The sequence below is a fragment of the Bacillus sp. RC251 genome, assembly GCF_044908765.1.
Classification (GTDB): Bacteria; Bacillota; Bacilli; order Bacillales; family Bacillaceae_G; genus Bacillus_A; species Bacillus_A wiedmannii.
On sequence record NZ_JBIYDP010000019.1, the window covers coordinates 26,264 to 38,942 of the forward strand.

Sequence of the window (12,679 nt, forward strand, 5' to 3'; positions counted from 1 at the left end):
GGCGGCCTTTTTTATTTCGCATCAATAATATCGATAAATTTCAACGTCATATTATTGTAAAATGCATCCGTACAAATTATAGATTTATTCAGCGGATCAATATCAACGACGGTCATATAACTGGTAAGTAAAAATCCACCTTCATAATATGTAATCATTATTTCTTCTTCAGAAAGTAACGAACATAACAACATGTTTTCAATAAGTTCTTGTTCATCTTGGGTTAATGTAGGTCGTTCTACCTTCGTCTTTTCTTTAATAATTTCACGGATACCAGCGAATTGCTCCGGCATCGCAGCAAACGGAGTCCATTTAACCATTCCTCTTCCTTTTGGCATATTAGCGTTGTTCATGCTTTATGTCCCCCTAACAATGTGTTCCTGTATCTTGCTGTTGCACTATTTGTATACGAAATTCCTCTTAATATGCTGTTCTTTCCAAATTTAGTGCGTATTCCGTCCATTACTTTAGTTAGTTTCATTTCTTTTTCTCGTTGTATTACATTATCGAATAGTGATATTTGTTCTTCGCCTTCATTGATTAAGTTAGTTAAAGAAACATTGATGGATCTAATGGGTTCTCCAGTATAAAACTCGTGTAAAAAATATGTACAAATCTTATATATATCCATTGTTAAATTGGTTGGTCGGTTCATAGTATGAGTTTTTCTGAAACCACCAGCGTAATCCTTGCTGTAACCAATAGAAAAATGGATAGTTTGAGCTAGTTTGTTTTGTCTACGCATTCGATAACAAACTTCTTCAATGTGCTCCAGTAGAATAATCGGGAATTCTTCTATGGTGTAATCGCGCATAAGTATTTGGCTTTTACCAATAGATGTTGTTGCTGGGATGTACTTTTCTGATATGCGGCTAAAGTCTATGCCGTTGCTATGTAAGTGTAATTCTTCGCCAATGACCCCAAAGTTCTGCTTTAAGTATTTAAGTGGATATTTCGCTAAATCCCCGATGGAATGTATTCCTTTTCGGTTTAACTTCGCTTCTGTCTTACCCGAAATTCCCCAAAATTTACTAAGTGGTCGTATTGGCCATAATTTTATGGGTACATCTTCGTACTTCCAGTATGCTATGCAATCTTTCGTTTTCTTTGCTTCCACATCTAAAGCTACTTTGCTCATTAAAGGATTAGGACCAATTCCTATCGTGCATTCAATTCGTGTCTTCGCATATATTTCACGCTTGAATTTCAATGCAAACTCATACGGATCGTTAGCGAACAAATGAATACTATCCGTAATATCCATGAAGAATTCATCGATGGAATATTGATGAAAATCTTCAACAGGAACATATTGTAGAGCTAATTTCGTGATGAAATTGGAGCATTTTATGTAAGTGCTCATGATTGGATTTACCACAAGGATATCTTTTCGACGTGGTATCTCATACAATCTCGCCATTTTCTTAACGCCTAATGCTTTTAATGGTGGAGTTGCAGCCAAAACAATTGAACCACTCCTATTCACATCACCAACTACAGCTAATTTCGTGTGAAGTGGGTCCAATCCCATTTTGATGCACGATACGCTGGCATAGAACGAACGAAGATCTACACATAAAACAATTCGATTCGGCAATATTGAATAGTTATACACCGTTATTCCCCCTAAATAACAGAACGTTAGTTCTTATTATATACGAATGTACGTTCTTTTATGAAGAGGTTTTTTCAAAAAAAAATAAAAGCCGGCTGTTAAGCCGACCGGAATAGAACGTTGACAATTACTCTTTCGAACTGAGATGCGCCTTTAAGATATAACCGTATTCCGTTTTAGGAATATCTCTATACAGATAAGCTACTCCATTAATTTCTACTATCTCACCTCGTATGTATGGGTCTATATACGATTTTGCATCGCACCCCATATCAATTAGTTTTTGAACGAACGTCTTTTTAACCATCTTAATCATCCTCTCTTTGTAGTTATGTATAATATAACAGTTGATCACTAAAATTCGCGGAATAGTAAAATTATTTTAGACGTGCAACGAAAGCATATCCCGCGCATATAGCTAATAGCGTATAGCGCGCTTATAGCTAACCAACAAGTCCACTGTAAAAGTAGGGCTATTTTTTATGCCTATTTTGGTAATACCGATATTATCGTTTTACATAGTCCAAAAGTCATCAAATTCGATATTTCTCCCTGTCATTTTTTTTAATGCCCGAATGATTTTTTGACCGTTCTTCATAGAAGGAGAAAAAGCATCTCCTTGGCAAATCCTGCTGACTGTCCCTCTGTTAACTCCACTCTCCCTTACTACGTCTTGTTGTGAAATTCCGTTCTTGTCTAAAAATTTACCAAACTTAGAACGTCGTTTTCCTAACCCGAACATTATTAAACGCTCCTTTACTCCTTTTTAATCATACTGTCCAAAAATCAAACTTTCTAAACTTCAAAAAAGATTGAATATTGTTCAAGCAGCACGAAATATCTTTTAACAAAGCGATATCACCGCTACTACCAAAAGGGAGTGTTATTGATGGCTAAATTCAGTAAACCTGTAGCTTTTAATGAGAAGAACGAGAAAGACAGATTAATGTTACAACACGTTAAACGTCGTAATTTCAGCGGATACGTGAAGAAATTAATTTGGGAAGCTATGAGCCTTGCAGAGGTAGAAAAAGAGACTACGGAGCAATCTGAACAGCCGAAAACAGAGAAAACGGAAATTAAAACAGAAAAAATAGTAACTTCTACTCCATCTTTAAAATCAAAACCACAACCAACGGCATCCGAACGAATTCAACAACTTAAATCGCAAACAAAGAAGCAGCAAACTCCCCCAAGTTCACTGCCATTTATGCCATCTAGCCCACGAAAATATTAACTAATGTACCAATAATCGCTCCTACTACTACACCGATAGCTACATGCATTATGGATCCCTCCATTTTTAAGGTTTTACCGTTAGTATGTCCTGTTAAAAAAATAACATGTGAGAGGTGTACATCATGGCGAAAACAGAGGTAATACCGTTCCGTTCGTTTATGGATGGCAGTTACAAAAACAAGGAGAAAAGTGATATTACCGTTTTAAAAAGAGTTATTACCGGTACTATCGGTTCACTTATCATGATTCTACCCAAAGCGGCGTTTGCAGCTACAGTTAATAGCACTTTTGGAAACGTCCATGGGGCGATCATGAACGCTTTTGATGCAGGAGTAGTACTTGTCATTATCTTCAGTGGAGCAAGTTGGTCCTTGGGTCATCGTACAAAGGCGTTAGAAATTTTAATTGGTGTGTCTTGTGGATACGTGCTAGCTCGGCATGCGGTAGATATCCGTGATTTTCTAACAGGAATTTAAGGGGGATACATCATGAAATTCATCTTAGATGGCGGTCAAATGGTTTTAGCAAATGCAGGCGGTTATATTGGTGAAAAAGCAAAGGAAGGTTCATTTTTGGATGCTTTGAACAACTTTAGTGACAGTATAGTTCATACAGAAATAGAATTCATTTTAAAACCGATTGGTCATTTCATTAAAGAGTGCAGCGCATTACTATGGGATTGGTTTATTGTGAGTCTTCCTGACTTGATGGGATATACAACGATAGCAGCCGGTGCTTTTATTATCATTTCATCCATGTTAGGAAAAGGAAGCATGATGAAAACAATTAGTTGGTATACAGCACTTTTAATCCTTGCGCTTACAATCCTTGGGGGTGTGTGAAGTGGATGAGAAAAAGGAAGAGAATTTACCGGATCAGGAGCAGAAGTTTTATTATCCTGCGCTTTATCTTGGTGGTGTGCCGGCAGAAATACCGAAGAATAAAAAGAAGTGGTGGAAACGTACTGAAACAATAGCTTGGTCGGATTTCTTTCAAATACAGCAAAACAAAATGGTTGTGTATCGCATCATTCCCCACAGTAATGTTACCAATAACACGCGCCGATTGTGGAAAGCCATTTATAAGATGTATGAAATGTACGAAGCGCCAGGAACGCGTCTGGAACGGGACGGACTCCGCTTTGTATATCGCGAAAAGGATTCGTTTTGGTTTGATGTGATATTCAAACAAGAGAACGGCCAGAAGAAAATTGAGTTTTATGTATCTACATCAGAGTATCAAGCAATCAAATTAAAACGAAAGTTAGAAAATAAAATGCATGTCACGATTAAAGAAGCGTCACTTGAACAAATACAAGTCCCGGAAGAAAATACGATAGTACAGGAGTTAAAGTATCTTAAACACGATATATTTAGCTTGAACACAAACGCAAATGAGCAGAAGACACCTATTGCAGCAGTCATGAACACGATAGACGAATTACAGTTTGATGGAGACTTTGCGCGGTTAAGTGTATGTAATGAAGCAGAGAACCGTCAGAAGTGGATAAAGAACGCATCTTGGGCGTATGAGAAACTTTCTAAGGGGAAAGTTCCGCAAAGAGCCACTGTTAACTCCAGGATGGTTTTAGGCGCTTCAAAGCAGGCACTCGGTGGCTTTGTGAATGAAGTGAATTTCTTAATTACGGATTTATTTAATGCTTTGGCCAATACCTTTTTCAAAAGTAATAAGTCATATGAGAAAGGGAAAGTGGTTGATAAGCCGTTTAGCCTGGAGGATGAGATTAACTCGCGTCATATTAGCAATGCAAGTCGTGAAAAATTAAATAATCCTGTTTTTAAAAGTCATATACGCATAGCAGCGCACTCACAAGACCGCCTGACGCGTGAAACGATTAGTGAAACCTTATCCCTCGCATACAGTGAAATAGCTGATAATAACGAAATACACGGCGTTAAAATTAACATAAAGAGCAGAAAGAAAGAAGTTCTCCAAGAGTTAAATACATTACACCTCTCCAACCGTACGAAAATGAACGGTAACGTCAATTTAATCTCGACTGATGAAATGGCTAAGTTAGCCATGCAAATGCCTACAGCGGAACTGCAAAGACGTTATGAGGAAGCATTAAGCGTGAAGAAACGAACGGAAACAGATATTCCAAGTGTATTATGCGATCTAAATGGGATTCATTTAGGAGAGAGTGAATTAAAAGATAAGAAAATACCAATCTATTTTCCTGTTAGCAATCCGGATGAATTGTATAGAGGATATACCTTCATTGGTGGGCAAGGGAACGGGAAGGACACGGCCATAAAAAATTGGGTAGTAGATGGTTGTTTAAATCATGGTATTAGCGCTATTATCCCTGAAGTAATTTGCGAAGCAGGTGAGCGTGGCATGGCTGATGGTATAAGGGATGCTCTACCAAGTGACAAAATAATAGATATTGATTTGAGCGATGAAAATTACATTGTTCCTATGGATCTGACTGAAGTAATTACCAAGTTAGGGCGTAAGGGTGCGAGTAGGTTCGCAGATGAAGTTATAGATTTCTTTGGAGATATGGAAAAGATGGCCCGTTCTAAACGTTACTTAAAAGCAGCAGCAAAGGCATCAGGCGGTTCTTTGTTCAACATTAAGAGAATCTTAGAGGATGAGGGGTTTCGTGTAAGTGTAATTGAGCAACTGCTCCAAGAAGGGAATAAAAGATTAGCAGAAGAGCTACTGTCCTGGGGAGATAACGAAGAGTTAGGAAGCAAGGCTGATGCAGCGTTGAATAGATTAGATGACTTCTTTGGCAATGACACTTTATATGATATCTTTTCACAAAATCCGAAGAAGGAAGTGGATTTCGCTAAGTGGATGCAGGAAGGAAAAGTAGTAATTATCCGCATTCCAAACCGAAAATTAGGTGAGTTAGCATCTAAAACGCTTGTCCATTGGATTACATTGAAAACATTTATGACACGCATGCTTATGAGTAAAGCAGAACAGAGTCGGGGGTGTTTCGTTGTATTTAATGAACCTGAGCAGTACGCTACAGAGGGATTAACTAAGTTGATGGGGCGTATCGGCACGGAAGGGCGCAAGGAACGTCTTGGAGCTTTATATGCATTCCATCATTGGAATAAGTTACCGCACTCTTTGCAGGAGAACTTACAGGGCGGTGGAGTTCAACAAATTCTTTTCTCAAATGACCACATTAAAACATTTGAGTTGTCCCAACATCGACTGGAACCAACAATTTCAATCGATGATGCAGCAAGATTACCACGATTCCATGCAATCATTTCTGTAAGAGCCGGTGGTGATCTGCAACATGCATTTATTTGCAAAATGAAACCACCAGTTGAGCAGAAATATAGTAACTCTTCCCTAACTAAACAGCACACCCAGTTGTACGGTAGAAGATGGGAAGAGTTACAAGGATAACAGGCAATATATATGTTATGTCGCCTAATAAGAATGTAGAATAATAAATCACAATAAGAAATCAATTTAATATATAATTCAAATTATAAATTTTCTAATATAGAGGGGATTAAAAACAATGAAAAATTGGTATGAAAATATGGATAAAATAACAATATTCATAGGGTTCGCAATAATTTATCTTGGAATCTGCAATCTTATAGGTGTCACAGTAATTCCTCCAGCGTTAGTAACAGGGATTTCCATATCAGGTTTTTGTTTAACTCTCTCTGACTCCATAGATAGATTAAAAGAAGATCGTAATAGTAAATTCTTGTCATATTTCGCAGATTTATTAGGTAATCTTCTATATTTTCTAGCTGCTGCTAGCATTGTTTGTTTCCCATATATGCTAAGTATTACTTCTTTATCTGAAAATACATTGGAAAAAATGAGTACTATCGCCAGTGTGATTGCTTTAGGTTTTGTATTTGTATCTATAGGATATAACAATAAACGAGAAGCATTAAAAGCTGCTGCAAAACGAAATGAGAAATTAGATAAATTATTATCGGATGTTAGAAAGTATGCTGCTACATCTAATGAAATGGGCGAACAAATGGATCAATTAGATGAACTTGTTGAAAAAACGGTTACTATCATTAAAAGAAAAGATGAACAAATTAATGAATTAACTAAATTGGTTAAAGAATTACAAGAACAAAACACCAATACCCCTTCTTGATACGGGTTATTGGTGTTTTGTTTCGTTACACATTAATCTATTTAATCCAGAACTGCCACCATTTCTTTTTCTCCTGCGCTGCAGCTAACATCTTTTTTGTTTCTTGCTGTTCGCGAATCGTCCTCATGAGTAGTTCGTCATGGCTCTTTAAATGTTCACCAAGACGTTCCTCTGCTGATTGTATTCCCTCTTTCATTTGTTGCTGCATTTCTTCTTTAAGCTCTTGCTTAATCTCTTCTCTAAGCTCTGATTTTAATTCATCTTTCCAACTATTGAAGGCTAGTTTTTTTAGTTCCTCCAAGGCTTTCTCACGATCATTATCTCTAATAAGAGGTGCAGGAACAGCTCCCGTTCCGCCGTTCCTATCTTCTGAACTGTATTCTTCAGCAATGACTTTAGCAGCCATAGAACGTGTCGTTCCAGCGTTCCCGATAAGCGATTGAAACTTTCGTAATGCAATCAAGTCATGTTCCGTGAAAGCTCGATTCTCTCTGTTCTTTCCGTCCTTAACTTTGATAAACTTGTATCCGTTCTTCTCAAGTTCCAAACACCATTTACGTAAATAGCTATCGCTTATACCAAGCGTCTCAGCAACTTCCTTTGTCCAATAAGATTTCTCTAATGAGTCACGATTCCCGTTCCACTGTTCCTGATCCATTTGTATCCGTTCCCCCTTTCGTTCCTATTGCAACATTCTCCCTAAGAATCTACAATCCTCCCTAAAAACTTTTGAGAATAAAAAAAGAAGTATCCTAAAAGCAAGGACACTTCTGTCTTTTATTTATTTTCTAACGTCTCGTAAAGACGCTTGTACATATCTTTATATGCTTTAGAATGTCGATTTACCAGCTGAGTATCTACATAGCTTTCAACAAGTATATCAATGATGTTGTTAATTGATGTTTTATCCATACTCTCTTGTTCCTGAATAAATGGTTTAAGAGTATTCAGCTTTAGCAAAACGGCCGGTGAAATTTTAGCAGTTTTAGATGGAACTAAACGTTGATCTGGTTTCTCTGGTGTCTGTATTTCTTTTTCTATGTTAGCGAGATCAGGCTGGTTAGTTAAATCTGAGCTATCAGTAATGGGTGTCACAGTTACTACAAAAGATTTACTTTTACTTTCCACAGGTATCACTCCTATTTGATTTTTATAATTTTATAAAAGTATAACTTTATAATTTTATAAAATTATAAATGCGTTTATTTAGATAGGAATAAAGTTTAACTTCATTCCTATTCTCGACTTTTCTTCGATTCAAGCACTTGTTTTACAGCGTTTTTTACTAACTTTTGTTTCGGTGTAGGTAACGAAGCAACTTTTTCTTCAATTAACATATTTATTACTTCATAAATTTTCATATCTTCAATTGTAGCAAGTGTTGATATTGCTGTGTGTGTTTCTAATGAAACACGGAAAGATTTTGGTAACTCTTTTGTAGTAAGTTTTCTCTTAGGTTTTTCAAAGAGCTTCTCATCGTCAGGAAAACTACGTTCTTGATTTTCTTTACTTTCAGGTGTAAAGGTTACTGATCCTTCAGTTTTCTTTCTTCTCATACCAAGTTGTTCTTTGTCTATATTCAATTTGTTATCCATTTACTGTTGTCATTCCTTCCAAAATCTCAATTCGTTTTTCGACTTCACCTGCAATATTTTGGTATACAGTATGAACGTTTTTATCATGAACATCTTTCAGATTATAAGTGATTCCTGTTCTATCAAATCTCTTTAAACGCGCCATTTGTTTAATGATGTTATTAAATACATTAGCTTTACCAAAAATCTCTTCGGCTTCTTGAAGAATATCTTTATCAATTTCATTACCGTTTTGCATTAGTACAGGTAATGCCCCAATAATTTCTAATGGTAAATTGTAATCATCTGCTAACGAGAATACATGTTCAACGTATTTCTGAGCGCCTTTTAATGATCTTTCTTGTGTTTGTAAAATAACCATTACATAGTCACTAGCGACTAATGCACTGTCTGCAAATTTATTTAATTGTGGTGGTACATCGATAAAAATGTAATCATAATTTCCTTTGATTGCACTTAATTGTTTTGCAAAATATGTATCCTGTGAGAAGTCATCCTCAAAGTTTCTGAAAAGGAATTTTTCATATGTTTGTAAATCCTCGTAAGAAGGAAGTAAGTCTAAGTTAGGCAGTACATTAATCAGCGCACTCTGTAAGTTTGCATCTATAAGTGACATAGCTAATGTTCTTTTGAATTCTGGTTCGATTGAATATATTTTTTTCATTGTGTTAAATAGTAAATCAGTCGCATTTGCTTGCGGATCTAAATCTACTAATAAAGTTTTCTTTCCTTGTTTCGCGAATGTATAAGCCAACATTACAGCATTGGTAGTTTTCCCAACTCCACCTTTGAAGTTCCCAGTTGTGATAACTTTGCACATTTTCCGTCACCTCGTAAAAAAAGTTTTTTTATACTTTTATAAATTTATAATTTGATTTTATAACACAACAAACCAACGGTAAAGTATAAATTTATAATTTTATACTTTTATAAAAAGTTTAAAATCAAATTGTAAATAGATGATAGTTTTTAAAACCTATTTTCAAAATGTTGTATTATCAGGCTTTATCAGCATATTTTTTATAAAAATATACTTTTATACTTTTATAAAATTATAAAAGTATAAAAAATCTATCATTCTGTTATTGAAAAACTAGTTTTTTATAAAAGTATAAATTTATAAAAGTATAAAAATGAAATTCGAATTTTATGTAGAGTGGTATATTGCGGGCTTATAGAGGCATTTACAAACAAAAAAGCTTGTTGTAACGTAGTACACAACAAGCAACATTCTACAAAACAAAACATAATTTGATATTTTATATAAACGAAGATTCATACAACAATTGAATATGAACACAAAATAAAAAGCCACTCCCATTTGCTATTGGCGCCAACCGATAGCGGGAATGACTCAGTTCTAGTAATTGCGACCAACACTTACTAGAATAAACTGTATTCAACCACAGTGTTTACGTTTAAGTAGTGTACCATCACTTTCTTAAACAACTATGCCTTTTCACGAGGCTTCTTTGATATACCCATTTTATCTATTGTTTGGATAAATATCAACTAGTAAATACTAGTTTTGATTATTTTGTAGTCCAAAAGATATATAACGGGCATCTCTAATCCTAGAAGTCTTGTGATTGTACAGGTCATTTAGGAATTTGGGATGCCTTTTTGTTTTTGTTCGCGTGGAATTGCCTGATACCACGTAAATAAAAACTGATAAGCCGTAATTCCGTGCTTCTATATAGAGGGAACGTGTTACAGGCGTGGCTAGCTGTTGGTCGTGCAGGGGGTACAAAGTATACGCCTACAAAAACAGCACCCCTCATTGGAATCCTGTTCTTCTGGTGAGGGTGGGCGAGAACTTGCCCAGGGACGATTCTCTAAAAGGTTCGGGAGGTTATCGTTAGCATTACGGTGCTAGGGAGTACATTCAGTTTGTCGTGTAGGGACGATATTACAAGGACAAGCCATAGTAAAAGGATGTATGCGGTGAAGATCGCTGAGTGAACAGGGTCTATACACACGGATACCTTATAAGTGACCGCATGGCGAAAACAAGACGCTTATCCATCTATTTTGACTGATTACTTTTTTGTAGTCTTTCAGAATAGGGGATAAATCTGCCTTCCAGCCGTGTTCCATAATCGTTCCCACATGATAAAAACCCTCAAGACCTTCAGTCAAGCTTAATTATGAAGAAAAGATGAAAAACTTGAGATTGTTTAAGATCTGGGGGAATGACTCACTAAGATAGAGGAATAAATAAGAGAATTAATGTTTATTCGGGTAGAGGATAAGAGGATGGATGGTAGAATAAGCCTTATTGCTGAATTTGGTTTTACAAACTCTATAAGGTACGTGAAATTTAAGAAAACAGATTATAAAATTAACGCTTAAATATCAAAAATTTAGATATTCATATGTTATCCTATTATTAGATTAAAGATCTATGAAGGGGGAATGAAAATGGTTAATGATTTTTCATGTCCAATTTGTAAAGAAGGATACATAACTATTGAAAAAGAAAGAGTTGGAGAACCGGGGTTTCGTGAGAGTGAATTTACAATAACTAATAAGACTTGTGAATGTATTACACATGAAAGTGAATTTATAGCTACGGTTATCGTATGTAATGATGTTGAACGTATAGAAAATGAAATTTGTGAGGATTGTGGAGAATTAGAATCTACAATTCATTATGGAATAATTCCTGCGTTAGGAAAATACAAAGATATCTGCACCGACTGTTTTAAAACAGAAATGGATCGCATGAAAGAAAAAAATGGTACGAATTAAAAGGGGCGCTCTATGCGTCTTTTTATTAAAAGAAAAGACACCCTAAGGTGCCTTCCTCCGACTTGAACCACTTTAATTTTAATAATATGTATTGGACGCCAATCCAAGTGTTATTTTACCACATTAAGTAATATTGGTCATTGAGAAATACGATTCAAATCTATATTTTATTTGAATTTATTTCTTATGTAAGAAGCTATATGATCATAACCGCCGTAGATGAATTTTTCGTTAATCCCCATAAAATCAAGTTCCTTAAGTATTTTTTCTTTGTTGTTAATCACAATTATTTTATTAGGCCAAATCCTTTGAAGTACTGCAACTGGGGTATTATATGTTTCTTCGATATAATTCAAATACGTTTGATATATGAATAATCCTTGTTGGTTACGTCCACGCTCAAAAGTTAATATAGGTGCATATTTAAAATTAGGCATTATATGATTAAACCACCAAATTGTTGTGGTAAAACTTAGTATATAATTTAAAAACGATTGTAGGTAAGCGGTGTATAAAAAAACTGTAGCAGAGACATCTTCTATTTGGTGATAAAAACCTTTTAATTTCGGTTCTCCCTCTATGATACTCAAAGTGTAATCCCATATTTTTAATTCATATGCTCCATCATTATATGGTTCGAGAGTTCGAGGGATAATATAATCAAAGTAGTTGCTGAAATATTCGTGATGTTCTTTTATTAAGTTATTAAAATGATTGTAAAATGTAAAAGGATTCTTTAATTTGAATTTTAAGAATAGATTGTACATGTCCATAAATATATCATTTTGATTAAAAGCAAATATTTCTAATATATTTTCATCTTCAAACTTAGTTAAAATATCTGTAATATCAACGAATTTATCTTCAAATGAGTATACAAATCCTTTTTCCTCATCAAATTGATTGTTACCATCCTGTACATTTTTAAACCGTTGACAAGCAAAATATAATGCTACTAATGGCGAACTAGTTATATCAATAAGGTTTGTCGGAATCCCATGGTGCTGAGAGAAAGCTGAAAAATGCATTCGTTCGTCAGAAGATAACTTATGCCAAACTTCTCTCTTGAATTCTTTTTTCATACTGAGGAATGGAACTTCTGTATGTGGTTCTATTTGTGCATCAAACCCTATATTAGACGATACATCTCTTAAACCTGAAGATATTGTATTGTGATAATTAGTGGGTTCACCTCTAAAATAATTATTTGTAAATTCTCCATTGGAGAATAATTGAATATAACTTGATAAATCTTCTACTACAATTTCCTTAGGTGTAGGAAAACCATCTATTTCACGTTTTGAATATCTCATAATAACCTCCAAAGTTTGAATAATAAAAGCACTCTTTCGAGTGCCG

The 12,679-nt window shown here is 35.2% G+C and carries 15 protein-coding genes; 6 read left to right on the forward strand and 9 right to left on the reverse strand.

The window, feature by feature from the left end; all coding sequences use genetic code 11:
* Nucleotides 1-11 precede the first annotated feature (11 nt).
* The 4 genes from ABH961_RS28435 to ABH961_RS28450 all read right to left on the reverse strand — a co-directional run bounded on the left by ABH961_RS28435 (nt 12) and on the right by ABH961_RS28450 (nt 2,357).
* The gene (locus ABH961_RS28435; RefSeq protein WP_088110523.1) at nt 12-353 is read right to left on the reverse strand and encodes a YolD-like family protein; all 342 of its coding nucleotides are present in this window, start codon (nt 351-353) and stop codon (nt 12-14) included.
* A complete protein-coding gene (locus tag ABH961_RS28440; RefSeq protein WP_404520507.1) occupies nt 350-1,615 on the reverse strand; it encodes a Y-family DNA polymerase in 1,266 nt (421 codons plus the stop codon). The genes ABH961_RS28435 and ABH961_RS28440 overlap by 4 nt, the downstream gene beginning before the upstream one ends.
* A gap of 127 nt (nt 1,616-1,742) precedes the next feature.
* Nucleotides 1,743-1,922 carry a hypothetical protein gene (locus ABH961_RS28445; RefSeq protein ID WP_088110521.1) on the reverse strand — a complete coding sequence of 60 codons (180 nt, stop codon included), beginning with the start codon at nt 1,920-1,922 and terminating at the stop codon, nt 1,743-1,745.
* 207 nt (nt 1,923-2,129) lie between these two features.
* Nucleotides 2,130-2,357 carry a helix-turn-helix transcriptional regulator gene (locus tag ABH961_RS28450; protein WP_088110520.1) on the reverse strand — a complete coding sequence of 76 codons (228 nt, stop codon included), beginning with the start codon at nt 2,355-2,357 and terminating at the stop codon, nt 2,130-2,132.
* Between the two features lie 147 nt (nt 2,358-2,504).
* On the opposite strand from ABH961_RS28450, the gene ABH961_RS28455 reads away from it, so the two are divergent.
* The 5 genes from ABH961_RS28455 to ABH961_RS28475 all read left to right on the forward strand — a co-directional run bounded on the left by ABH961_RS28455 (nt 2,505) and on the right by ABH961_RS28475 (nt 6,974).
* Nucleotides 2,505-2,852 (forward strand): hypothetical protein, encoded by a 348-nt coding sequence (locus ABH961_RS28455; RefSeq protein ID WP_088110519.1) that lies wholly within the window; start codon nt 2,505-2,507, stop codon nt 2,850-2,852.
* 124 nt (nt 2,853-2,976) lie between these two features.
* Nucleotides 2,977-3,330 carry a glycosyltransferase gene (locus ABH961_RS28460; RefSeq protein WP_404520510.1) on the forward strand — a complete coding sequence of 118 codons (354 nt, stop codon included), beginning with the start codon at nt 2,977-2,979 and terminating at the stop codon, nt 3,328-3,330.
* A 12-nt stretch (nt 3,331-3,342) separates the two neighbouring features.
* Nucleotides 3,343-3,696, forward strand: coding sequence for a hypothetical protein (locus ABH961_RS28465; protein ID WP_404520511.1), 354 nt, complete (start codon nt 3,343-3,345; stop codon nt 3,694-3,696).
* A gap of 1 nt (nt 3,697) precedes the next feature.
* Nucleotides 3,698-6,250 carry an ATP-binding protein gene (locus ABH961_RS28470; protein ID WP_404520512.1) on the forward strand — a complete coding sequence of 851 codons (2,553 nt, stop codon included), beginning with the start codon at nt 3,698-3,700 and terminating at the stop codon, nt 6,248-6,250.
* Nucleotides 6,251-6,368: 118 nt separating this feature from the next.
* The gene (locus tag ABH961_RS28475) at nt 6,369-6,974 is read left to right on the forward strand and encodes a hypothetical protein (protein WP_404520514.1); all 606 of its coding nucleotides are present in this window, start codon (nt 6,369-6,371) and stop codon (nt 6,972-6,974) included.
* 37 nt (nt 6,975-7,011) lie between these two features.
* Here ABH961_RS28475 and ABH961_RS28480 read toward each other — a convergent pair whose 3' ends face one another.
* From ABH961_RS28480 to ABH961_RS28495, 4 genes are all read right to left on the reverse strand, one after another.
* On the reverse strand, nt 7,012-7,632 hold the full coding sequence (locus tag ABH961_RS28480) for a DUF3967 domain-containing protein (protein WP_404520516.1): 621 nt from the start codon (nt 7,630-7,632) through the stop codon (nt 7,012-7,014).
* A gap of 119 nt (nt 7,633-7,751) precedes the next feature.
* Nucleotides 7,752-8,102: a hypothetical protein gene (locus ABH961_RS28485; protein ID WP_088110513.1), complete on the reverse strand. Its 351-nt coding sequence runs from the start codon at nt 8,100-8,102 to the stop codon at nt 7,752-7,754.
* A 107-nt stretch (nt 8,103-8,209) separates the two neighbouring features.
* Nucleotides 8,210-8,569, reverse strand: a complete 360-nt coding sequence (locus ABH961_RS28490; RefSeq protein WP_016128330.1) for a hypothetical protein — start codon at nt 8,567-8,569, stop codon at nt 8,210-8,212.
* Nucleotides 8,562-9,389, reverse strand: coding sequence for a ParA family protein (locus ABH961_RS28495; RefSeq protein WP_086397646.1), 828 nt, complete (start codon nt 9,387-9,389; stop codon nt 8,562-8,564). The genes ABH961_RS28490 and ABH961_RS28495 overlap by 8 nt, the downstream gene beginning before the upstream one ends.
* 1,601 nt (nt 9,390-10,990) lie before the next feature.
* Here ABH961_RS28495 and ABH961_RS28500 point away from each other — a divergent pair.
* Nucleotides 10,991-11,320: a hypothetical protein gene (locus tag ABH961_RS28500; protein WP_404520518.1), complete on the forward strand. Its 330-nt coding sequence runs from the start codon at nt 10,991-10,993 to the stop codon at nt 11,318-11,320.
* A 167-nt stretch (nt 11,321-11,487) separates the two neighbouring features.
* Here ABH961_RS28500 and ABH961_RS28505 read toward each other — a convergent pair whose 3' ends face one another.
* Complete coding sequence (locus ABH961_RS28505; RefSeq protein ID WP_404520519.1) at nt 11,488-12,633, reverse strand: FRG domain-containing protein; 1,146 nt, start codon at nt 12,631-12,633, stop codon at nt 11,488-11,490.
* Between the last annotated feature and the right edge of the window lie 46 nt (nt 12,634-12,679).